The sequence below is a fragment of the Mucilaginibacter defluvii genome, from assembly GCF_039543225.1.
Lineage (GTDB): Bacteria > Bacteroidota > Bacteroidia > Sphingobacteriales > Sphingobacteriaceae > Mucilaginibacter > Mucilaginibacter defluvii.
The window spans coordinates 1257387-1281120 of record NZ_BAABJI010000001.1 but is presented as its reverse complement, the minus strand read 5'-3'; the positions used below and the strand labels follow the sequence as shown (position 1 = coordinate 1281120).

General features: G+C 45.1%; 20 protein-coding genes. 7 read left to right on the top strand and 13 right to left on the bottom strand.

The window, feature by feature from the left end; all coding sequences use genetic code 11:
- Positions 1–32: 32 nt before the first annotated feature.
- The 5 genes from ABD960_RS05725 to prmC all read right to left on the bottom strand — a co-directional run bounded on the left by ABD960_RS05725 (position 33) and on the right by prmC (position 4888).
- A complete protein-coding gene (locus ABD960_RS05725) occupies positions 33–968 on the bottom strand; it encodes a hypothetical protein (protein WP_345329965.1) in 936 nt (311 codons plus the stop codon).
- 13 nt (positions 969–981) lie between these two features.
- Positions 982–1851, bottom strand: a complete 870-nt coding sequence (locus tag ABD960_RS05720; RefSeq protein ID WP_345329963.1) for a hypothetical protein — start codon at positions 1849–1851, stop codon at positions 982–984.
- 86 nt (positions 1852–1937) lie between these two features.
- Positions 1938–2699: a TIGR03915 family putative DNA repair protein gene (locus tag ABD960_RS05715; protein ID WP_345329962.1), complete on the bottom strand. Its 762-nt coding sequence runs from the start codon at positions 2697–2699 to the stop codon at positions 1938–1940.
- Between the two features lies 1 nt (position 2700).
- Positions 2701–3960, bottom strand: a complete 1260-nt coding sequence (locus tag ABD960_RS05710) for a putative DNA modification/repair radical SAM protein (protein WP_345329961.1) — start codon at positions 3958–3960, stop codon at positions 2701–2703.
- Positions 3961–4021: 61 nt separating this feature from the next.
- Positions 4022–4888 (bottom strand): peptide chain release factor N(5)-glutamine methyltransferase, encoded by an 867-nt coding sequence (gene prmC, locus ABD960_RS05705; RefSeq protein ID WP_345329960.1) that lies wholly within the window; start codon positions 4886–4888, stop codon positions 4022–4024.
- 33 nt (positions 4889–4921) lie between these two features.
- Here prmC and ribD point away from each other — a divergent pair, with 33 nt between their 5' ends.
- The 6 genes from ribD to bioB all read left to right on the top strand — a co-directional run bounded on the left by ribD (position 4922) and on the right by bioB (position 10004).
- On the top strand, positions 4922–5977 hold the full coding sequence (gene ribD, locus ABD960_RS05700) for a bifunctional diaminohydroxyphosphoribosylaminopyrimidine deaminase/5-amino-6-(5-phosphoribosylamino)uracil reductase RibD (RefSeq protein ID WP_345329959.1): 1056 nt from the start codon (positions 4922–4924) through the stop codon (positions 5975–5977).
- Between the two features lie 10 nt (positions 5978–5987).
- Positions 5988–6602, top strand: coding sequence for a YigZ family protein (locus ABD960_RS05695; protein WP_345329958.1), 615 nt, complete (start codon positions 5988–5990; stop codon positions 6600–6602).
- Between the two features lie 50 nt (positions 6603–6652).
- Complete coding sequence (locus tag ABD960_RS05690; protein ID WP_345329957.1) at positions 6653–7156, top strand: DinB family protein; 504 nt, start codon at positions 6653–6655, stop codon at positions 7154–7156.
- Entirely contained in the window at positions 7137–7523 is a 387-nt protein-coding gene (locus tag ABD960_RS05685) for a hypothetical protein (RefSeq protein ID WP_345329956.1), read from the top strand. The genes ABD960_RS05690 and ABD960_RS05685 overlap by 20 nt, the downstream gene beginning before the upstream one ends.
- Before the next feature lie 87 nt (positions 7524–7610).
- Positions 7611–8960 carry a magnesium transporter gene (gene mgtE, locus ABD960_RS05680; protein ID WP_345329955.1) on the top strand — a complete coding sequence of 450 codons (1350 nt, stop codon included), beginning with the start codon at positions 7611–7613 and terminating at the stop codon, positions 8958–8960.
- A gap of 24 nt (positions 8961–8984) precedes the next feature.
- A complete protein-coding gene (gene bioB, locus ABD960_RS05675) occupies positions 8985–10004 on the top strand; it encodes a biotin synthase BioB (protein ID WP_345329953.1) in 1020 nt (339 codons plus the stop codon).
- A 70-nt stretch (positions 10005–10074) separates the two neighbouring features.
- On the opposite strand, the gene ABD960_RS05670 is transcribed toward bioB, so the two are convergent.
- Positions 10075–11982 carry a DUF3857 domain-containing protein gene (locus ABD960_RS05670; RefSeq protein ID WP_345329952.1) on the bottom strand — a complete coding sequence of 636 codons (1908 nt, stop codon included), beginning with the start codon at positions 11980–11982 and terminating at the stop codon, positions 10075–10077.
- 8 nt (positions 11983–11990) lie between these two features.
- Positions 11991–13970: a DUF3857 domain-containing protein gene (locus tag ABD960_RS05665; protein WP_345329951.1), complete on the bottom strand. Its 1980-nt coding sequence runs from the start codon at positions 13968–13970 to the stop codon at positions 11991–11993.
- A gap of 136 nt (positions 13971–14106) precedes the next feature.
- Between ABD960_RS05665 and ABD960_RS05660 the strand changes: the two genes are divergently transcribed.
- Positions 14107–15120: an exonuclease domain-containing protein gene (locus tag ABD960_RS05660; protein WP_345329950.1), complete on the top strand. Its 1014-nt coding sequence runs from the start codon at positions 14107–14109 to the stop codon at positions 15118–15120.
- Positions 15121–15158: 38 nt separating this feature from the next.
- On the opposite strand, the gene ABD960_RS05655 is transcribed toward ABD960_RS05660, so the two are convergent.
- The 6 genes from ABD960_RS05655 to pbpC all read right to left on the bottom strand — a co-directional run bounded on the left by ABD960_RS05655 (position 15159) and on the right by pbpC (position 23577).
- Entirely contained in the window at positions 15159–15491 is a 333-nt protein-coding gene (locus tag ABD960_RS05655) for an energy transducer TonB (RefSeq protein WP_345329949.1), read from the bottom strand.
- Between the two features lie 17 nt (positions 15492–15508).
- Positions 15509–16483 (bottom strand): polyprenyl synthetase family protein, encoded by a 975-nt coding sequence (locus ABD960_RS05650; RefSeq protein WP_345329948.1) that lies wholly within the window; start codon positions 16481–16483, stop codon positions 15509–15511.
- A gap of 13 nt (positions 16484–16496) precedes the next feature.
- Entirely contained in the window at positions 16497–18632 is a 2136-nt protein-coding gene (gene rnr / locus ABD960_RS05645) for a ribonuclease R (protein ID WP_345329947.1), read from the bottom strand.
- Between the two features lie 107 nt (positions 18633–18739).
- Complete coding sequence (locus ABD960_RS05640) at positions 18740–20431, bottom strand: ABC transporter ATP-binding protein (protein ID WP_345329945.1); 1692 nt, start codon at positions 20429–20431, stop codon at positions 18740–18742.
- Positions 20431–21141, bottom strand: a complete 711-nt coding sequence (locus ABD960_RS05635) for a 3'-5' exonuclease (protein ID WP_345329944.1) — start codon at positions 21139–21141, stop codon at positions 20431–20433. Before ABD960_RS05635 ends, ABD960_RS05640 begins: the two co-directional genes overlap by 1 nt.
- Positions 21142–21186: 45 nt before the next feature.
- On the bottom strand, positions 21187–23577 hold the full coding sequence (pbpC, locus tag ABD960_RS05630; RefSeq protein ID WP_345329943.1) for a penicillin-binding protein 1C: 2391 nt from the start codon (positions 23575–23577) through the stop codon (positions 21187–21189).
- Positions 23578–23734: the final 157 nt, after the last annotated feature.

Genomic DNA, 23734 nt, shown 5'->3' with positions numbered 1-23734 from the left:
CTATCGCTTCTCTTGTTTATGGGTTAGATCAGTTAAAATTCTGCTGTAATACTATCAGGCAAAAAAGTTTCAAAGCTGGTGCTAAAGCCTGCGTTATTGCCGGTTTGATTGCTTTCAAATAGTTTACCACGCAATATGGTTTTAGTGTTTTTGTAAAAATTAACATTTGGCAATACCTTCTTGGTAATTACACTTGAATTATTATAAGCGATTATAGTTACCTGAACCGGGCCACCGGTACTTAATATCTTCGAATCAGTGTTAACCAAATAATTAATTACTCCTGCCTGCCCGGTAAGTACCTTATTAAATTTCACAATCGTATAACCCCTGTTCAAAACATTAGTATCCTCAAAAATATTCATCCCATACCAATCATTAACTTGGGTTTCAATTGAGGTAACGTTGGCCGGTAAAGCATCTGTAATTTGAACAGCCAAAGTGCCAAAATAACGTTGCATAATTACTGATTGGGCAATATCTCCTGTTTGAGAGGTTATTGAAAAGTTGATTCTTTTAGAATAGATATTGCTCAAAGGGTCAGGATAATCTTCATTTGAATGTTCATCATAATAAATATATCCATCTTCTATACGGTATTCATCAAATTCATTGTAAGCAAAAAATATTGCTGTATAATCTCCAGCCGGTAAATCCTTTTTAAATACACCATAATTTTCATTGTCAGGATCATCATAATCATAACTCCTTGTTTCTTCGGAGATAAAAGTACCATCAGCCTTATAATACAGGCAAACTAAGTATTGGCCACGCAATGATGTATCGGCCAGTACCCTTTTTTTATCCTTTGCAAACCCAGTTGGCTCTATAACTTGTTCAAAGCCGCTTATATTAAAGGTTACGGTATGCTTTATATCATCCGTTTTAACATTAGGTTGCTTGTCTTTTTTACAGGCTTGTAGTACCGTACTTACAAGCACTACAATTATTAATATATGTTTTTTCATGGTTAAGGCAGGTTTAAAAGTCTATGTAAACAGGTGCATTCCAATCACGGTCAATTTTCATATCAAAATCGGTACTACTTGAACCAAATAAATTGCCTGACAAAATAGTACGCATATTAGTTTTACATACTACATTAGAAATAACTTTAGATACCGTTTTGCCACTTTGGACATAAGACACGGTTATTGTAAATGGCGTAACATTATGCGAGTTATTGACAACAATCCGGTAATTGATCTTGCCTGCATCGGCCGCGGAAATTTGTTTAGTAACAGTACGCTCGTTATAGCTAAAATACTGTTGTTTTGTCATAATGTAACCAGTAGTATCTTTTAAACTTACACGTATTGATGATACATTAGCCGGAATAGCATCATTAATGTTTACTACAAGTTGAGATGAAATACGCTTCAACTCTATTGCTTGTGTAACGGCAGTATTGGTTACAGTAAGTGGCACTTTCTTAAAAAACAGATCGTCTCCATATAATAAAGCGGCCCCAAAATCAGATTGGTAAGTGTTATTTTGTATATAAACAACTGCAGGCGAACCGCCACCAAGCGCTATTTGGTAACTACCGGGGCTCAATTCGTCGGTAAAAGTCCCGAATCCCACATCTCCCTTTTTTGAGGTTTTGATAGATACGATTTGGTTATCCTTAAAAACAACATAAGCCAGCGTAGTTACCGGTAACGAATCAACATCTTCGGTTCTAACCTTTCCGGTTGCTCCGCCCTGCGGCTCATAGATCTGGGTAAACCCGGACACATCAAATTTTACAGGATATTTTTTTCCTCCATCACCGGGAGTAATGCGCTTTTCTTTACTACACGAGCAAAAAAGCAGGATTAACGCTGCACAGAGCAGCAGGCTATGTTTCATCAGGCTTAAGTATTAACTGAAGCAAAGATAGTGTAATTTTTTGACTACAAGTTAATTATGGAAAAAATCCGTTTACGCTGTCATCTTTAAATCTTTTCAGTTAAATGTTTCCAATACCGTTTAGGGATGTGCCTGATGTGCAGCTTGGTATTTTTGCGGGATGCAATATTTACGCTTTTAAAATAATTTTTCCATAAATGCTGATAGCCATCCTCATCATCAGTAAATGAATTGATGACGTTGCCTGCCCCCTGCCCTTCAGTAAAATCCATCTCCATATATTCTACCTGGTGCAGATCGTAATAGATGCCATATTTTCTTTTCAGATCGTAGATCATCCACTTTTGATCGGCATAACGGTTTTTAAAATGGCGGATCAGCATGGGCAGCACGTTAAAGTCAGGTTCGATAACGGAATAGAACAAGCCATCCTGCAATTTTTGGAAACGTACAAAGGCTTCCATACGGTGCTTTTCGCGGCGCATCATTTTTACAAGTTCTGATACGCGCATTACATAGCGGTTGCCGTAATCTTCCTCTATGTTTTGCTCCGCGTCAAACACATAGCGTATATAACCTAAAACCGCTGCGTCGGCATCATCAATGCCCGATAGATGCGCTACATACAAACGCTGCATCCCGCTGGCCGATAGTTTTTTTTGCAAACCCTTTAATACCCGCCCGTATCGCGATTCATCGGTAATTATTTGCATCAAACTATCAAACAATGCCGTGTTGTGCAATTCGCCTTTTACCAGTTTTACGAACTGTAATTTATGCTCATATACTTCAAACACCGCAGTAAGCAATCCTTCAAACGTACCATCGTAAACTAAAGTGGTTGTCATGTTAAAAAAGGCTTAATTGGTCGGGTTTATTTTTGAGGTATTTACTTTGCGATTCGGCCAGTATAAACTGTTTAATGCGTGTACCGGTAAGGTCGCGCCGTTCAAACGAATTACTATTGCAGGTAATGAAGTATTGCGCACGATTTACCGCCACACCCAGTTTTTTGATGTGCTCCCAGTTAAGTTTATTGAATTTGCGGGTACTTACAATTTTTTGTGCCGATAACATGCCAATGCCCGGTACCCGTAATATCATTTGCAGATCAGCCTTGTTAATATCCACCGGGAACACGTGCATATTGCGCAGGGCCCAGCTTAATTTAGGGTCGATATCCAGATCAAGATGCCTTTGATCATTATTTACGATCTCGTTTACTTTAAAGCCGTAAAAGCGCATCAGCCAATCGGCCTGATACAAACGATTTTCGCGCACCATTGGTACGGCAGTGTTTAAGGCAGGCAAGCGGTTGTCGGCCAGTACGGGTACATAGCCTGAATAATATACCCGCTTTAGTTTAAAGGTTTTATAAAAGTGATTAGCTGAGTAGAGAATGGCCCGGTCATCCTCGATAGCTGTGGCGCCAACTATAACCTGGGTGCTTTGTCCTGCCGGAGCGAACATCGGCGCTTTTTTAAACAGCTTTTTCTCTTCTGCCCGATGGATGATCTCGTTACGGAGAAAACCCATCGGCTGGATCATATCCTTCCTGTCCTTATCCGGGGCCAAAAGTTTCAACCCTTCTTCGGTAGGCATCTCCAGGTTTACACTGAGCCTGTCGGCGTACAGGCCAGCCTCGCGCATCAGTTCATCACTGGCACCGGGGATGGATTTAAGATGGATATAACCATTGAATTTATGTTCGGTACGCAGCTTTTTAGCCACCTGTACCAGGCGCTCCATGGTGGTATCGGCATCCTTAAAAATACCAGAACTCAGGAATAAACCTTCGATATAATTACGGCGGTAAAAATTAATAGTGAGGTCGACCACCTCTTGAACGGTGAAGGCCGCACGTTTAATATCATTGCTTTTGCGCGATACACAATAGGCACAATCAAAAATACAATGATTGGTCAGCAATATTTTTAATAACGATACACAACGCCCGTCCTCTGTATAGGAGTGACAAATGCCGTTACTGGCATTGCCTAAACCCTTGTTCTCGTTTTTGCGCTTACTACCGCTTGATGCGCATGATACATCATACTTGGCTGCATCAGCCAGTATATTAAGTTTTTCCGTTATCCGCTCTAAATTCATCCCAAACAAAATTACTAATATTTTTAGTAATTAATAATTTTGTTAAGAGCTGCCAGGAATATTACAATAAAGCCTTTACCATACGATCGCGGCCACTCATGTCCTTCTTCAGCTGAATATCTTTATAGCCTTTTTCCATTAACATCGCCACCGTTTCGGCACCATAACTTTCGTTGATCTCGAAGAAAAGCATACCCGGCTTTTTTAAACTCAATAAAGCATAATCGGCGATGGCTTTGTAAAATAACAGCGGATCTTCATCGGGTACAAAAAGCGCGGTATGCGGTTCAAAATCGGTAACGTTGGTATGCATCTGCCGCTTATCATGCGAGGTAACATACGGCGGGTTAGATACTATGACATCATACTTCGCAGCATCCGGCTTTGCCGAAAGTATATCCGCCTCCATAAAATTCACCTCTGCCCTATTAAGCTTTGCATTACCCCTTGCCGTTTGCAAGGCATCAGCCGAAATATCCATGGCCGATACTACAGCAGTTGCCAGATTCTTCTTTAAACTTATAGCGATACAACCGCTCCCGGTACCAATATCTAATATACTTATTTCGCTACTAACCACTGACCTCTCACCACTAACCACCGACTGAATGACCCACTCCACCAATTCCTCCGTTTCGGGCCGAGGAATAAGCACCGATGGGTTTACATTAAATGTTAACTCATAAAATTCGGCCTTACCTAAAATGTACTGTAAAGGTTTGCCGCTTTGCAGTTGGATGGCTATTTCGTTAAGTCTTGCAGCCTGTTCGTTATTTAGTTCACGCTCCGGAAATGCCTTGATACCTGCCCGGCCCAGTTGTGTTACTTCGGCAACGGCGGCGAGGGTAAGCGCCTCTGTTTCTTGCGCATCATACACCGCTGCGAGCCTTAGCCTGAAATTATTGAACACATCCTTAACAGTTTTCATGCAACAAAGTAACATAAAAGCTACTTTTGCACCATGCTTGGGCATCAAAAATATATGCAGCGCTGCCTGCAATTGGCAGGTTTAGGTGCCGGGGCGGTTAGTCCCAACCCTATGGTTGGCTCGGTGATCGTGCATAACGACACCATAATCGGTGAAGGCTGGCACCAGCGTTATGGCGGGCCTCATGCCGAGGTAAACGCCATAAACAGTGTTATCACCCAATATACTAACCATGCTGAGCTATTAGCCCAATCAACCATCTATGTTTCCTTAGAACCCTGCGCCCATCATGGCAAAACACCGCCCTGTGCCGATCTTATCATCAAGCACCATATACCTAAAGTGGTAGTTGGCTGCCGCGACCCGTTTGCACAGGTGGATGGTAAAGGCATTGAAAAATTGATAGCCGCCGGTATCGAGGTTGAAATCGGCGCGTTGGAGCAGGAATGCCAATGGCTTAACCGCCGTTTTTTTACTCGGGTGCAAAAACATCGCCCCTATATTATTTTAAAGTGGGCGCAAACGCACGAGGGCTTTTTTGCCCCTGCCGATAAATGTCAGTACTGGATAACCGGCACCGAAGCCCGCAAACTGGTACACAAATGGCGTAGCGAGGAAGACGCTATGCTTGCCGGGAAGAACACCGTTGCCATTGATAACCCGCAGTTGAACGTACGCTACTGGCAAGGCAAATCGCCAAAGCGCGTGATCATTGACCGTAGTTTGGAACTTGACCATTCGCTGCACATATTTGATCAATCTGTTGAAACGATGATATTCAATGAGGTTAAGACGGATATTGACGGCAACATCAAATATATCGCTTTAGAGGATTTTGATCGCTTTGTGCCACAGTACATCATGTTTCAGCTTTATATGCAGGATGTGCAATCGGTTATTATTGAGGGTGGCGTGCACACATTGAATAGCTTTATTGAGGCCGGACTGTGGGATGAGGCACGCATATTTACCGGCAGCAACAGCCTGATCAGCGGGATTAAAGCCCCTGCCATTAGCGGCACACTACACTCGGAAGAAGCCGTGGGTGCCGACCGGTTAAGAGTTTTACTGAACGCTACCGCATTTTAAATTTATCCTGATGCTTTTTGACGATACCTACCAAACCATTGAAAAACCTGCCGAGGGCGTATTCAGCGATCGCGGCAGCAAATTCATTGGTTATATATTTCCTATAAAATCCGAAAATGATGTTAAGGCCTTGCTGGCGCAAGTAAAGCACGAGCACCCCAAAGCCCGCCATCATTGCTGGGCATTGCGCCTCACGCCTGACCGTTCCATTTTTCGTTTGAACGATGACGGCGAACCGTCCGGAACAGCGGGCAGGCCTATACTGAATGCCTTACTATCGCACAATATTACCAACGTATTTGTGGTGGTTGTGCGTTATTTTGGCGGTACCTTGCTGGGTGTACCAGGATTGATAAACGCATACAAAACCGCTACCGAAGAAGCCATCAAACTGGCAAGCATCATACAAAAAACGGTTAATGATGTTTACCGCATCGACTTTGATTATTTGCAGATGAACGATGTGATGCGCATTGTTAAAGATGAAAATACGGAAGTGATTGAGCAGGCTTTTGATAACCAATGCAGCATCACCCTATCCATCAGGCAACAAGCGGTTAACAAGGTACTTGGCCGTTTAAATGGTGTTAATGACTTGAAAGTTAAGTTCCTGCATCAGAACTAAATACGGCAAACAATTCGGCTATAAAAACGTAATTCATAAAAACTATTGCCATGAATGACGTTGATTTTGCACAGGGCTGTATTCATGAACTGCAAGCCGAATACACCGCATCATTAAAATGCCTCGAGCGCATACCCGTATCGTTATTTGAGTATAAACCGCACGAAAAATCGATGGCGTTAGGCTATCTGGCTTTGCTGGTGGCCGAAATTCCGCTGTGGGTTTATCACATTGCATCTGGTAATGATATCGACTTTGCTACCTATGCCCATTTTCAACCCAAAACTACTGATGAGTTGGTAGCACATTTTAAGGAGAACCACCAAAAAGCTATTGAGGTTTTAAAAGGCATCGAGGATGGCGGCCTGGATGGAATGTTCTCGCTAAAAAACAATGGTACCGTTTTGCATACGGAGCCACGTAAACACAGTATTTCATCGAGCATTAACCACATGGTGCACCACCGCGGCCAGTTAACCGTTTACATGCGTTTGAACGATATACCGGTGCCCTCAATCTATGGCCCGTCGGCTGATGACAGAACTTTCGGCTAAGCGCCTGATTTTGCTAAAAATAATTGCAGCAGATAAAACAAGCCTTAGCGGTTCCTGTTTAACAGATACAATTTATCCATTTAACAACATGAACAGCCTGCCTTTGGGAATCTATCTCGAAAATGAGAAACGATTTGAGTTTGACTTTGTACGTCATCTTTTAAAGATCAGCTATTTTAAGGATTCAAAAATTTCCGGCACTATTGTTTCTCCGTTCAGGATTATACGTACCGACGAGGGATTATGCCTTATAGTACACAATTACGACCGCTCGGGCGAGAGACGAATTACGGTGGAATCAATCGGTCTGGATGAGTTGGTGATCAATCATGAAAACACCTCTTATAAATTAAAAAAGGTGGCCTGACCCATCCTGAAATAGATGATGAAAGGGCAGCAATACTGCCCTTTTTTTATTTTACAAAGGAGATAATTTTAGCTACTTTAGGCAGGTATGCAATCTTTCGAACTTGATAAAACCGACCTGCAGCGCATAAAAGCTGCGCTTGAAGGTAATGATGCTGATTTAGAGAAAATTCTGAATGAGTACCATGCTTCGGAGATTGCCATACTATTTGAAAAACTACCCCAGGAAGCCAAGGAAAAGATCATCTCCATACTGCCGGCAGACTTTGCCTCGGACGTTATTGCTGAGATGGACGAGGAACATCACCCGGAAGAGATATTAATTAACCTTGACCCGGAAAAGCGTACCGAGATTGTTGAGGAGCTGGATGATGACGTAGCCACCGATATTATTGCCCAGCTTGACGAGGACGAGCAGCAGGAAATATTAAGCGACCTCGACCACGAGGATGCCAGCAACATACGCACCCTGCTTAGCTACGCTGAAGATACCGCCGGTGGTTTGATGACCACCGAGATTACCACGGTGAACATCGGCATGAACAAAATGGAGGCATTGGATGCCGTCATCAAACAATCTGAAGAACAGGAAGAATTCTACACAATATTCGCGGTTGACGATGCTAATATTCTGCAAGGCATCGTATCGCTTAAAAATATTATAAAGGCTCGCCATGATGTAATGATACGAGACCTGGTGGTTACCGAGTTTGTACACGTACAGGCTGATGTTGACCAGGAAGAAGTTGCCCGCCTGATACAGCAATATAACATCAACAGCATCCCCGTGGTTGATGAACATATGAAACTGCTCGGCCGCATTACCGTTGATGATATTATTGACGTAATGCAGGAAGAAAATACCGAGGATATATTGAAGATCTCCGGTGTATCAGAAGATGAGGAACTGAGCGGTAGCTGGCAGGACGCGGTAAAAAGCCGCCTGCCCTGGCTGGTGATAAACCTCGGTACCGCTTTCCTTGCAGCATCCATTATCAGGAGTTTTGATGATACGGTGAAGGCCCTTCCCATTATGTCGGCCTATATGACCATTATTGCAGGTATGGGTGGCAACGCGGCTACACAAGCGTTGGCCGTTACCGTAAGGCGTATCTCGTTAAGCGACCTGACCGATAATCAGGCTTATCGTACCATTTTAAAGGAATTATTGGTAGGTATGATCAATGGTGCGTCAAACGGCCTTATCGTGCTGCTGGTGGCCTTATTTTACGATGCTAACCCGATGCTGGGGCTGGTACTTTTTTTGGCCATGACAGGCAATTTACTCATCGCGGGCATTACCGGCGCATCAATACCGCTTATACTTAAGCGTGTGGGCATTGATCCGGCGGTGGCATCATCCATTATAATAACCACATTTACAGACTGTTTTGGTTTTTTGCTGCCACTATGGGTAGCTTCAAAGCTTTTATTATAAATTTGAACCATCAAAATTGAAGAGATGACAGAGGTAAGAAATAACTGGACGCAGGACGAAATTGCCGAGATTTACCACTCGCCATTGCTTGACCTGATTTACCGCGCGGCCACCATTCACCGCGAAAATAAGGACTACTCAGAAGTACAGATAAGTTCACTGATATCTATTAAAACCGGTGGTTGCACCGAGGATTGTGCCTATTGCCCGCAAGCGGCACGTTATAATACCGGTGTTGAAGTGCATGCCATTATGCCTAAGCACGAGGTGGTTGCCGCTGCCGAACGGGCGAAAGCAGGTGGCGCATCACGCCTTTGCATGGGCGCTGCCTGGCGCGAAGTACGTGACAACCGCGACTTTGACAAGGTGATTGACATGGTAAAAGCCGTTAATGAACTGGACATGGAAGTTTGCTGTACCCTGGGTATGCTTACCGAAAGCCAGGCGCAGCGTTTGGCTGATGCCGGTTTATATGCCTACAACCATAACCTGGATACCTCAGAGGATGATTATAAGCGCATTATCACCACCCGCACCTATGATGATCGCCTGAAAACACTGGAGCATGTTCGCAAAGCTAAGATAACCGTATGCAGTGGCGGCATTATTGGCTTGGGCGAAACGGTTGAGGATCGTATATCGATGCTGAAAACCCTGTCAAACCTGCCAAAGCACCCCGAATCGGTGCCGATTAACGCGCTGGTGCCTGTAAAGGGCACACCGTTGGCCGATCAGCCGCGAGTTGCCATTTGGGATATGGTGCGCATGATTGCTACCGCGCGTATTATTATGCCGCGCACCGTGGTACGCCTGTCAGCCGGCCGAACTGAAATGAGCACATTGGAACAGGCATTCTGCTTTATGGCGGGCGCCAACTCCATCTTCGCAGGCGAAAAGCTGCTTACCACCCCTAACCCGGCCTTCGCCGATGACATGGCCATGTTTGAGCTACTTGGACTAACACCACGCAAAGCATTTAAAAACGGCCGCCCTAACGAGGTAAAAGAAGTAAAAGAAATGAGTATAAATGAGGTTATCGGATAACGATAACTTACTATGTAATATAACAAAGGCGCGTTAAGATTTAACGCGCCTTTGTTATACTTTATAAAATTTACTGCCTGACTAACGTCGCGCTGTAATTATCGGCATCAGCAACATCTTCAAAAAACTTAACCAGATCGGCATACGTCTCTTTACTGTAGGTGCCGTCTACCAGCTTAATGGTACGCTTGTAAACCAGCTTATTACCCGCCAGGCTCATAATAGCCCTGTAGGATCCAAACGGCTTGTTAATGGTAACCAAAAGCGGCTTTTTCTCGTACCGGTAATTGTCGGCCGGCAAGGTGTAAACAATCTCATCTTCATCGGTATAGCCGCGCTGTATGCAAACATCCGTAGTGCGGTTGCGTATATCGCGTATGCTGCGGCTTTTGTTGGCTATGTTTGGCGTAAAATGCAGTTTACTGTTCGCTACCGAAGCATAATCGCGCGCACTGAATTGTAAATCCTCGCTAAGTTCAGGGTAAATATCTTTCGCTTTCTCAAACTTCAGTTTACCAACATCAAGATTATTGATAGCGTAGGCTTTCTTTATTTCCTTCAGCTGATCGGCGGGCGACTCATAGGTCGTGGCCTCCTGATTTTCATATTGCGTGCCTTTATATACAGTTTTCATGCTGCCTGACAGTTCACCGGCTGAATCTAGTTTCAGTACAGCTTTTCGCGATTGTATGTTCCTCTCGGCCGTATACTTTGGTGTATGCAATAATACGCCGCCCTCTGGTGTGCAGGCCAAAACCGTACGGTCGTCGGTAAAATCTCCCAAATACCCGAAAGGCATTTTTTGACTGGTGCACTCCAGCCAGGTAGTATCGTTTTTAAACGGCAGGCACAATATTACGTGGTTACCCGCATTCATCGTAGCGAAATCAGGATCGAAGTTTACCTTACGACTGCCCGCATTTACCACGCAATAGTATGACTTTATGTTGGCTGCCGCCAGCAAAGCCTGGGTATAGTTCACCAGCGCTTTACAATCACCATAGCTCAGCCGATCAACATCATCTGCCGGGAACGGCCGAAAGCCACCAACCCCTATTTGTATACTAATGTACCGTGTGCGCTGCTGCATATACTCATATATCTTTTTAGCACGCTGCTTTTCGTCGGGTATATTTTGAGTCAGTTCCTTTATATTGGCAATGGTGGCGGGCGACAGAGACTGCCTGCCCACAAGCAGGCTATTGTAAACCCATTTGCCCAATTCGTTCCAGTTATTAAAACTGCCGGTGTAAGCTCCGTATCTAAATGTAACGGGGGCAATTTTAACCATTGGCAAAAATGTTTCCGGGTTAGGGCTGTACGGTTCCTGCCGGGTAGCCTTTAAATCATTCGCCCGCCAGCTATAGGTAGTCATACCTTCCTTATTGGTGCCGGTTTGTACCTTCGCGGGTAAATTCATTTCTTTATACCGAATATTAAAGTTGGGCCTGCACACAAAGGTGAACGAACTTTTTTCAACCGCTGTATTGGTGCTCGATGCAGGCATCCAGCTACCTAACGAAAGTGTTTGCTTGTCGCGCGTTTCATACTCGTACTCTATCGTGTACGGATAATCAACCACAGCGGGTTTAAAATGCATCACGCGCGTATCCTCGTACAACGAAAAATCGTGTCCGGCATAAGCATCCTCGAAATTACGTTCGCTTATTTTTGCCGTAACATTGCCGGAGCTGTTGTATACAAAGCCCTTGATGTATTTAATTGATGTGCTTTTATCATGCCATACCAAAATCTCCGCGTCTTCATCGCCGCTTTGGTTAAAAATGGTAATAGCTTTTTTAATACGGTAAGTTTGCAAGCCTATATCACTCACCTCAACAACCTCATCGCTGTACCGCACAACCGACGAGGCGTAAGGCAGCAGTTGCTTGGGGATCAGAGATACGTCATAACTTTGCTGGGCTTTGGCTGCAACGGCGCAGGTAATAAATAAACTTAATGCGAGTAAACGTTTCATCGCTGTGATTATCCTTTGGTAAAGATTAGATCAACCTTTTGAGCCAGGATGATCTGGTTGTAAAGCTCTTTCAGATAAGGATATTCTGATGACTCATAAACCGGTTTATTAAATTGGGTGATATGCGAAAACGAAAACTTGTTGCCTACTGTCTCAAAATTAGTAACAAACCTGCCGCCGTTAGCAGGCAATGTAAGGCCTACGTTTTTGGGCGAATACTCAACTTTATAATTCGCAGGTAATTCAATATTTAAGCTCACCCTGTCTGTTGACGCCACACCCATATCAACCGGGTAGGTTCTCTCCTCAAGCTTGAACGGGTTTTCAGCCACACGATGAAGCAGGAATGGGTTGAAGCTTAACTTTTTCGAGTCCAGGTTATCGTACAGATCAATCTCAACCTCATAGGTTTCAACAATACCGCGGTCTAAACTATCAACATTTTTAATATCTGAATTTAAGATTTTTAATTTAGGCATCTTCTCGTCGTAGTTTTCCACGTACTCCTCAACCGTATTAAATTTACTGATATCAATACGTTTGCGGTAAGCCTCGTAACCGGTTAATATGGTGCTGATAGTTCCTTTAAGCTTACCATTGTCCTGCAGTTTAAAATCGAGCACATAAGTTCCGCTTTCGGTTTGTTTAGTGATATCGGCCCAGTACGACGGTTTATCCAAACTGAATACCCTACCCTGGTCATTCATACAACGCAGTGGCAGCGTACCAAAACCAAGCAGTGGCTCGGTGGCGTCCAAGTAATACGTTTTTCCGTCGATCTCCGTTTTGGCTATCAGATAGTTAAACTCTGTCAACACCGGATAAAGTTTAGTGATAAAACCGTTCTCGCGGGTTGATATTAAAACCGGGTCAGCATCGTAACCGGCACTTTTAAGTGCAACCACTAAGGCCAGGTTAATATCAGCCACGTTACCGGTATGTTTTTCAAATGCCTTTTTAATACCATCGCTGCTGTAAGGTGAGTAAAATTTATTCCACTTTATATTTTTTTGAATAAAGTGGTAAACAGCCTGTGCCTTCTCGAGCGATGTTGTTTTACCTGCAATCACCGGAATCAGCTTTTCTTTAAAAAAGTCCTTCTTCTTTAACTGGCTGCCAAATGATTCTTCTGTTCGCAATTCACGGTCAACATCCCGCCACTCTTTTGACATTTTTACTTTTGAGCCGGTATTCAGGTTGGTATAATCTTCCATCTCAAAATAAATGGCCGATAAAAAGTTGCGTTTAGAGGTCATATACTCCTCTTCTTTAAACGCCGGAATGTCTTTCATGGCGAATATGAACTTAGAGCAGTCGGCTTTAATACCTGCTATACTAAAACATCCGCGCTCAAGTTCGGGCTTGTATTTGCCGCCTTCAAGCATTTTTAAGGCGCCACGCAAGGATATTTTGTAATTATAAACAGCCGGTAACTGCACTTTGTACTCTGAGTAAACCTTAGGTATATCTGATTGAAAATCCCAGTTTTTAAATTGCTGGATATAGGGGCTTTTTAAATGATATTTATATTCAATAACGCAACCCTCGTGCAGCGCGGGCATAGCGAATTTCATGGCACTCCAGCGGCTGTTATTCTTCACCGAATAAACGTCCTTCGGGTTAAGTACCACTTTAACGGCTTCGCCTTTCTCGTTCAGGTAATAGGTTACAGCCTCAATTTCTGATATTTCCTCCGAGCTTTGCTCACCGGTATAAAAAGGCAGTTCAATGTTGCCATTGCTGTAACCTTTGGCGTCAAAAATTTTTATTTTAACGTGATAATCAAGTTCAAGGGTAATACGGTCGGCATCGCCAATGCGTGCGTTACCATATTCCTGCAATACTAAGGCATGTGCCGATGTATCGTTTTTGTAGGATTTACTGTTCAGTTCATCATATGAGAACTTGCCGTAATCAAAATCCTGCGCGTAAGCTGATGTACATAATGTAAAAATGGCCGAAGCCAGGGAGAGTAATTTTCTTTTCATGAAGTGATAAAGTCCGATCGTTTTGTGGTGTAAAAATACTAAATCAGTACAATAAGCAAATAACTTAACGCCAATAAGTTTTGATAACGGCAAATAATTTAAAACAACTAAAGTTTTTTTAAGACCTTTGCGCTTAATGAAATTGATTTTAAAACGCCCGCTGGCCTTTTTCGACCTGGAAACTACCGGCACCAACCTGGGTACGGACCGTATACTGGAAATAGCCGTTATAAAACTGCATCCTGATGATAGCGAAGAAGTTAAAACATGGCGCGTTAACCCCGGCATGCCTATTCCGCTGGAATCATCGTTAGTACATGGTATTTATGATGAGCACGTAGCCAACGAACCCGCCTTTGAAGCGCTGGCGCAAGATATTGCCGATTTTATAGGCGAAAGCGACCTGGCCGGCTACAACTCAAACAAGTTTGATATACCCATGCTGATGGAGGAGTTTTTGCGCGCCAAGGTAGAGTTTGGCCTGGAAAGCCGCCATTTTGTAGATGTGCAAAACATTTTTCACCAGATGGAACAGCGTACTTTAAAAGCTGCCTACCAGTTTTATTGCAGCAAGGATATCATTAACGCCCACAGCGCCGAGGCCGATACCCGTGCTACCATGGAGGTACTTTTAGCCCAGGTAGCCCGGTACCACGGTACGGAGTGGGAAGATAAAAAAGGCGTACGCAGCATACCGGTTGTGGGCGATGTTGAGGCATTGCACAAATTTACTAACCTGAGCAAACCGGTTGATTTTGCCGGCCGTTTAGTGTACAATGAGGATGGCGAGGAATTGATAAACTTTGGCAAGCATAAAGGCAAGCGCGTTGAGGATGTGTTTGATGCTGAGCCGAGCTATTACTCATGGATGATGCAGGGCGATTTCCCGCTGTACACCAAACGTAAGCTGGACGAAATTTACAAACGCTGGAGCGCTAAGAAGGCCGCTGAAAGACAAAGCCGCCCGCAGCAGCCAAAACCGCAGCAGCAACCGGCACAGCAAAACTTTGTAAAAAAGGAATACCAAAAACCGCAGCAATATCAAAACAACCGCCCGAACAATAATTATCCAAAAAAGGATGATACCCCGGCAAAACCTGTTAATGATGACATGCTGAAGCTGTTAGCTGATAAGTTTAAAAAGGGATAAAACATTAAAGGCCGATCATAAGATCGGCCTTTAATGTTTTAGTTGTAATATCCTGTAAACTTCATCGGAAAGGTAAATTTCTTTCTGATCGGCTTACCGTTTAACGTAGCAGGCTGCCATTTAGGTGACGATTTGAGCCGTTTTAATGCAATTGAATCTAATTCGGGCGTTAAATGCTTAATGATCCTGATATTACTCAAGCTGCCATCGCGCTCAACAATAAACTGAAATACAACGCTTTGATTAGTATATTTTTTCAAAGGCTTTTCGTCAACTACCGCTTGGGTTGCAGATGAATCTGACTTGAATGTTTGCGCATTAACATAAAGCCCCATGCCTAATAATAGCGCTGTGAATAAGGTTTTTTTCATAACCACAAATGTAATTACTAATAATCCCTTACCATCAACCCATCGGCAAACTCATGTAAAAACTGCTTTTGGTTTTCGGCTACGCTGATGGCAGTGAGGTATTGATAGGCTTTTTCGGCATAGCTATTCATGGCTTCTTCGGCTTGTTGCTTTACCTGTAAGCTATTGTATATTGCGGTGATAGCACTTACCTTTTCCGCGGGGTTGTAAGTACGTGCGGCGAGCCAATTGTGCAGGTCAATAGCGGCATCATCCTTAGCCAGTTCAAGCGCCTTGATGAGCAAATACGTTTTTTTATTGGATAGGATATCACCGCCTACCTGCTTGCCAAATTTAAGCGGATCGCCGTAAACATCCAGTATATCATCCTGTAACTGAAAGGCAATACCCAGATTAACGCCAAAGTGGTAAATATTTTCGGCATCAGCAATACTTGCTCCGCCTATCAACGCGCCAATACGCAAAGCGCCGCCCAGCAACACCGCCGTTTTCAGGCGGATCATGTCGATATATTTATCAACAGCAACCGTATTGTGCTGCTCAAAGTTCATATCATATTGCTGGCCTTCACATACGCCCTGGGCCGTTTCGTTAAAAATATCCAGCACCGGGCGCAGCACACGATCATCAACCTGCATCATCAGCTTGTTAGCCTCAACCATCATCACATCGCCGGAAAGGATGGCGATATTGCTGTTCCATTTCTCGTGTACGGTGGCCTTGCCTCGCCTTAAAGGGGCATTATCCATAATATCATCATGCATCAGCGTAAAATTATGGAACACCTCAATAGCCAGCGCCGGTTGCACGGCAGCCTCAACATCGCCGCCAAACATATCGCAGGCCATCAGCACCAGCGCCGGGCGCAGGCGCTTGCCTCCCAGCGTGAGAATGTAGCGTATCGGCTCATAAAGTTCGGCAGGTTGCGCAGGTAATGTATAGCGGTTAAGCGCTTCGGATATAATATCCTGCAGTTCGGCAAGTTTCTTCACCCGGCAAATATAATTACTCCTGCACTAATGAAAAATCAATTTGCTTTTTTGTCAAATCAACGTTCTTCACCTTCACCCGCACCTCGTCGCCAAGCTGGTAAACCTTCTTTTTACGCTGACCGATGATGGCGTAGTTTTTTTCATCAAGCGTGTAAAAATCATCGCTTATATCGCGCAGGCGAATCATGCCCTCGCATTTATTTTCAATGATCTCAACATACATACCCCACTCGGTAACGCCTGATATAATGCCACTATAAGTATTGCCCACCTGATCGGCCAGGTATTCAGCTTGTTTATATTTTACGGATGAACGTTCAGCATCGGCCGCCTTTTTCTCCATTTGGGAGCTGTGCACGCATAACTTTTCGTAATGTTCAGCATTAGCCGACTGGCCGCCGTTTAAATAATGAAACAATAACCGGTGCACCATCACATCCGGGTACCTCCGTATCGGCGAGGTAAAATGTGTATAATGATCGAAAGCCAAGCCGTAATGGCTGGTGCCTTTTGTAGTATAAATCGCCTTGGCCATTGAACGGATAGCCAGGTGGGTAAGCACGTTCTGCTCCTTTTTACCCTCAACGCTTTCCATTAAATGGTTTAGTGAACGGGCCACTTCCTTATCGCTCTTGGTGTTTATTTTATACCCAAACCGCGATGCGAACTGTGCAAAACTGGCCAGTGTTTCGGGTTTAGGGGCATCGTGTACGCGGTATACAAAGGTGTACTTATGTTTACCCTTGCCTTTTTTACTTACAGCTTCAGCTACCTTACGGTTAGCCAGCAGCATAAAATCCTCAATCAGCTTATGGGCGTCTTTACGCTCTTTTACATACACGCCTATGGGTTTGCTCTGCTCATCCAGCTTAAATTTAACTTCGGTTGTTTCAAAGCTGATGGCACCGGCCTTAAACTTGCGGTCGCGCAGTATGTAAGCCAGTTCGTTGAGCTTTAATATTTCTTCGCTGAACTCACCTGCTTTATCTTCAATAATTTGCTGTACTTCCTCGTAAGTAAAGCGCCTGTTAGAGTGGATCACCGTTTTGCCGAACCACTCGGTAATAATATTAGCATTTTCATCCAGCTCAAAAACCGCTGCGAAACACAATTTATCCTCATTAGGGCGAAGCGAGCAAAGCCCGTTCGATAATCTTTCAGGCAGCATGGGTATCACCCTGTCAACCAAATAAACCGAGGTACCGCGCTCAAAAGCCTCCTTATCCAATGCAGAATCAGGCTCGATGTAATGGGCTACGTCGGCTATATGCACACCAACTTCATAATTACCGTTCTCCAGCTTTTTAAAGGAGATGGCATCATCAAAATCCTTAGCATCATAAGGGTCAATAGTGATGGTAAGCACCTCCCTGAAATCACGGCGTTTGGCTATTTCCTCATCAGTAATTGTTTCGGATATGGATTCCGCTTCGTGTTCCACCTCTGCCGGAAACGATAACGGGAAGCCGTACTCGGCCAGGATGGCATTCATCTCCGTGTCGTTCTCGCCCTGTTTGCCTAAAATATGTTTGATCTTCCCTACCGGATTTTTTGCACCGGCAGGCCAGTCGGTTATCTGAGCAACCGCTTTTACACCGTTACGCGCCCCATTTAGATGCTCTAAAGGGATAAATATATCCTGCAGCATCTTGCGGTCGTCAGGCATAAAAAAGGCATAATGCTCAGATAGTTTTACGATGCCGGTAAACTCCATTTTGCGGCGCTCCAGTATCTCTATTACTTCACCTTCTTTACGGCGGCCCTTGCTTTTGGCATACACGTAAACTTTAACACGGTCGCCATTAAGGGCGGTGCGAAGCTTACGAGGGGCAACAAAAATATCGCTCTCATCAGGATCATCCGTAACAATGAACGCCGAGCCATCGTTAGTCATATCAACCTTACCCTCAATAAAAGTTTTGAGTTCAAGAATTTGAAATTTACCCGGGGATATTTGTTTGATGGTATCCTTTTTAGATTCCTCTTTGAGTATTTCGAGGATAATCTCACGCGATTCAGGATCGCGCACATTCAGTTTAGCAGCAACCTGCTTATAGTTTAACGGTGTATTGCCGTTCTCTTCAAATACGCCCAGCACCATTTGTGTGAGCACTTGTTTTATGGTAGATGTACTTTTCTTTTTTGACATGAATCTGATTGCGGAACATCTTATTAATGTTCAGTTATTGGTCAGTTTAATTAAACAGTCCTTTTATGTTTAACACCCAAATATAGTTAAAGTGTTTTGCTAAGTTGTTAATCTGGAATTGCAGAAATAAGTAAACGTGTATATTCTTCTTTGGGATTACTATATATATCTTCCGGAAAACCCTGTTCAACTATACGGCCTTTATTCATGACCATCATACGATCGGAGATGTGTTTGATCACCGCCAGGTCATGCGAGATGAAGATATAGCTCAGCTTAAGCTCTTCCTGCAGATACCGCAATAAATTAAGTACCTGGGCCTGCACTGATACATCCAGCGCGGAGACGGATTCATCGCAAATTATAAATTTCGGTTGCAACACCAACGCCCTCGCGATAACTATGCGCTGCCTTTGCCCGCCCGAAAATTCGTGCGGGTAACGGTTAACATGCTCTGGCAACAGGCCTACCCGCTCCAGCACTTCCTTTATTTTTTGCCGCCTTGTAGCGTCATTGGTATATAAACGGTGTACCTGCAAGGGCTCAAGCAAAGCCTGGCCTACCGTTAAACGCGGGTTAAGTGACGAGTATGGGTCCTGAAATATGATCTGGATATCGCGGCGCACACGGCGCATTTCGCCACTGCTTAATTGGCAAAGATCGGCTCCCTCAAAATGTACATGGCCATGTGTTGGCGCTATCAGCTTTAAAATACTGCGGCCAAGCGTAGTTTTCCCACAGCCCGACTCACCCACCAATCCTAATGTTTCACCGGGGTAAACGTCAAAGCTCACATCGTCCACCGCTTTGATCACCTCGTGGCTTGTGCCAAACATCCCCTTTTTAACCGGGTACCAGGTGCTTAATCCATCAACCTTAAGAATTGGCTCATTAGCGTAAAGCTGTTGGCGCCGTGCCTGCAACTCGCCGGGCTCATAAGCATAGCGGCCGCACATTTCGTTAACACAAAGTTCTTCGCCCGCATCTAAAAAATCGGCTACCGTGGGTAGTTTTTTCAGCAGCCTGTGTGGCGAGGGGCGGCAAGCCAGCAAGCCTTTAGTGTAAGCATTCGCCGGATTTTCAAACAACGTGCCGATGTTTGCTTCCTCAACCACTTCACCTTTGTACATTACCAGTACACGGTCGGCTATCTGCCGTATCACACCCAGATCATGCGAAATAAAGATCAGGCTCATCCCCCGCTCGGTTTTCAGCTTTAACAGCAGCTCGATGATGTTCTTTTGCACGGTTACATCAAGCGCGGTGGTAGGCTCGTCGGCTATCAGCAGTTCCGGGTTACAGGATAAAGCCATAGCGATCATCACCCGCTGCTTTTGCCCGCCCGATAACTGATGCGGGTAGCTGTCAAATATCGCTTCGGGCCGTGGCAATTGCACTTCCTTAAACAAAGCGATGGCAGCTTCGCGGGCTTCAGTTTTGCTTTTTTTAAGATGGGTGGTTATGGCTTCAGCTACCTGGAAACCACAGGTAAGCACCGGGTTAAGCGAAGTCATGGGTTCCTGGAATATCATGGCCATGCGGTTGCCGCGCACCTCGCGCATTTCATCCTCATTCAGCGCGAATACATCCTGCCCATTCAAAAACACCTTACCGTTCACCTTTGCCTGTCTGTCCAGCAGGCGCATAATAGCCAATGAAGTAACGGATTTGCCGGAGCCGGATTCACCTACAATACCCAGTGTTTCGCCTTTATCAATCCGGAAGGAGATCCCCTTAACGGCTTCAAAAAAACCGGCTTTTGTTTTAAAACTGATATGTAAGTCCTCAACGTTTAGCATCAGCCACCTACTATGGTTACATTTTCATCAGGAATTAAAGGTTCGCCACGAAAACGCCTAAGCAGTTGCGCGGTAGCCACCACATCTTTTTGGCAATAGGTACAAATACGCTCCAACTCATCTTCAACCCAGTACACATGGCCTACCTGGCTACCATCAATATCATCTTTTGGAGTGGGTATATCAAAAATAGCCGTTAGCAGGCTTAGTGAGGTATAGCTTTTGTAATCACCAAACTTCCAAAGGTCCATCGTATCAATATGGTTTATCTCCCATGGCTTTTTGCCTGAGAGTTCCAGTTGTGAGGGATGCTTTATACCGTGGATCAGCATACGGCGGCAGATGTACGGAAAATCAAATTCCTTGCCGTTGTGGGCGCATAATACCTGGTTAGGCGGCTGGCTGTTGAGCAGGCGGGCAAAATCATACAGCAACTCCTTTTCATCGTGCCCGGCAAAGGATTTAATGCGCAGGCCGACCCTTTGTCCGCCGGTAAAAATACCTACCGAGATACAAACTATCTTGCCAAACTCGGCCCAAATACCGGCACGTTCGTAAAAAGCAGCCGCGGTTTCGTCTTTACGTTGATACTGCGTTTTGGCATCCCATAGCTTTTGCATATTTGCAGGCACTTCATCAAAGCTGGCGTATTGGGGCACAGTTTCAATATCAAGCACCATTATGTTATACAGATCGTACTGCTCAAGCATGGGTTAGTCGTATTTTCAAAGGCAAGATAAGCATTCGCAACGGTTTTACTTATCCTTATCCAGCACTTCAAAATTTATGACGGTGGTATTGCCGTAAGCATCAACCAGGGTTAGCTTATGTTTTCCGGGCGATGGGTTGAGTGCCGTCTGATGCAGGTCGTGGCTTTCGCCCTGGTACTTATCATCCAGGTGCCAGTATATTTTTACCCCGGCTTCGCGATGCGCGGCGTTGCAGATCATTCGCCCGCGCGAGCCGTCAGCCTCTATCGGCACATAAATTTTAGCGCCGTTTTTAGGGTAGATCACCTCCATGGGATTCACATTCTCTTGCGTGCACCCGGCTCTGAAAGGCGGCAATACGTGATACTGATAGCTTTTTGATTTATAATAATACTCTATAGATGGCGGCAGCACAAACCAGCTCTTATTTAGGATGCGTTCGGGAGATTCGCAATCGGTAGTTACCTGCCATTTGCCATCCATAGAGAGATGGACCAACTGATGCCAGGGGCATGCCTTAGTTTTTAACCCGCCTTTGGGTACCCACTGTTCTGTGGCATGGTCGCAGTATTGCCCGGCACGGTAACCGCTCTCGGGGCACACGCTTATCTTTACCATATCGCGCACGGGCATCTCAAACCAATCGCGCACCGAAGGCAGCAGCCTGAAAATATCAAACAAGACCGGGGCAGCGGTACTGATGCCCGTTAAGCCCGGCCTGCCCTCGCCATCGGTATTACCCACCCAAACGCCTACCACATACTTAGGCGTTACGCCTATTGCCCAGCCATCGCGAAAGCCAAAGCTGGTGCCCGTTTTCCAGGCTACACGCTGCGATGAACTGAATTGCTGCCAAAGCAGCTCCTCACCCGGCCGCATCACCTCTTCCATAGCTTGCAGGGTGTAGTAGATAGAGCAGGCATCAAGCAAACCATTTTTTTGAAGTTCAGCCTTTTTTGTCTCACTCAAAGCGTAAACCGGATGATGCCAGTCCGCGGGGTTATACTTGCCCCCGTTTTTATTATAATGATTTAAAACGCGCGCCATAGCGGCGTAATTACCGGTAAGTTCCCACAGGGTATTTTCGCCACCACCTAATATCAGGGCGAGGCCGTAATGGTCGGCAGGTTTGGTTAATGTGGTGATGCCGGTTTGCTTCAAAAAATCATAAAACCGCTCGTACTTATATTGCTGCAGCATTTTAACCGCAGGCACATTCAGCGAGCGCGACAATGCCTTTGATGCCGTAACCGCTCCATCATAACCCAGATCGAAATTTTCGGGATGGTAACCGGCTATTTGTGTCGGCACATCGGGTATCAGGCTGTTGGGTAAAATAAATCCATCATTCAGCATGGCGGCGTAAAGCAATGGCTTTAGCGTGCTTCCCGGACTACGCGGCGCGTTCACCACGTTAACATCACTCTCCAACTGGCTTTCTCCCGGATGGAAGATATTGCCTGCATAAGCCAATGCCGCGCCCGTTTCTACATCAAGCACCACAGCTGCAATGTTGTTGATATCATTAGCACGCAGCACTTGGTGGTGCCGCTCCAGGATATTGGTTACCTGAAGTTGCAGATCGGCTTTGATAGTGGTGGTTATACGCGTATCTGTGGTTTGCTGCATTTTTTTATGCTCAGCCTTGAATACCTGTAACAGGTGTGGAGCCATTTGCGGCAAAGCTACAGGCCTGTCAGGCACCAGCTCAAGCTTGGCCAGGCGGGCAGTGGTACTGTCTATCACTTTCTCGGCAACCATTTTATCCAGCAGGCGATTGCGCTTGTTTAACAGCACCGTCCTGTTCTTACCGGGATGTACCAGCGACGGCGCATTCGGCAACACGGCCATAGCAGCCATCTCTCCCCATGATAATTTATCCGGACTACGCCCAAAGTACCGCCACGATGCGGCATCGAGCCCGATAACATTACTTCCGAAGGGTGCGTTACTTGCGTATAAAGCCAGTATTTCGTCCTTACTGTAACCGGCCTCTAACCGCAAAGCCATGAATATTTCGATGAGCTTGTTCCAAACCGTACGCCTGTGATTGGTAGCCATACGGATAACCTGCATACTTAACGTACTGCCCCCGCTGGTTACGTGCCCTGCCTTGATGCTACGGCTGATAGCCCTGCCAAACGCCAGCGGATCAAACCCGGGATGGTAGCGAAACCGCTTATCCTCAAAGGTAATGATACACTGCTTGAATTTTTCGGGGACACGGTCGTTGTAAGGGAATCGCCACTGCCCGTCGGCCGCTATGGACGCGCCTAAAAGCTGACCCTGATCGTCGTCAATTACGTAAGATGTTGGCTTTTTAAACAGTGGCTTCGGCAGGCAGAATATGAAGAGAATAAGCAGGGCCAACAACACTGCTAACGCGATAATGCGTTTTGGTTTGCTGAGCCATTTGAGTATTTTCTGCGTTGCCATGCAGCGGCTAACTTACTACTTTTTTGTCATGCTGAGCTTGTCGAAGCACTCGCACATGTTCAGGCCTTCGCGCGTACCCTTCGACAGGCTCAGGGTGACAAGGCCAACGCTTTTAAAAACTAACGATTGTCATGCTGAGCTTCTCGAAGCATTAGCA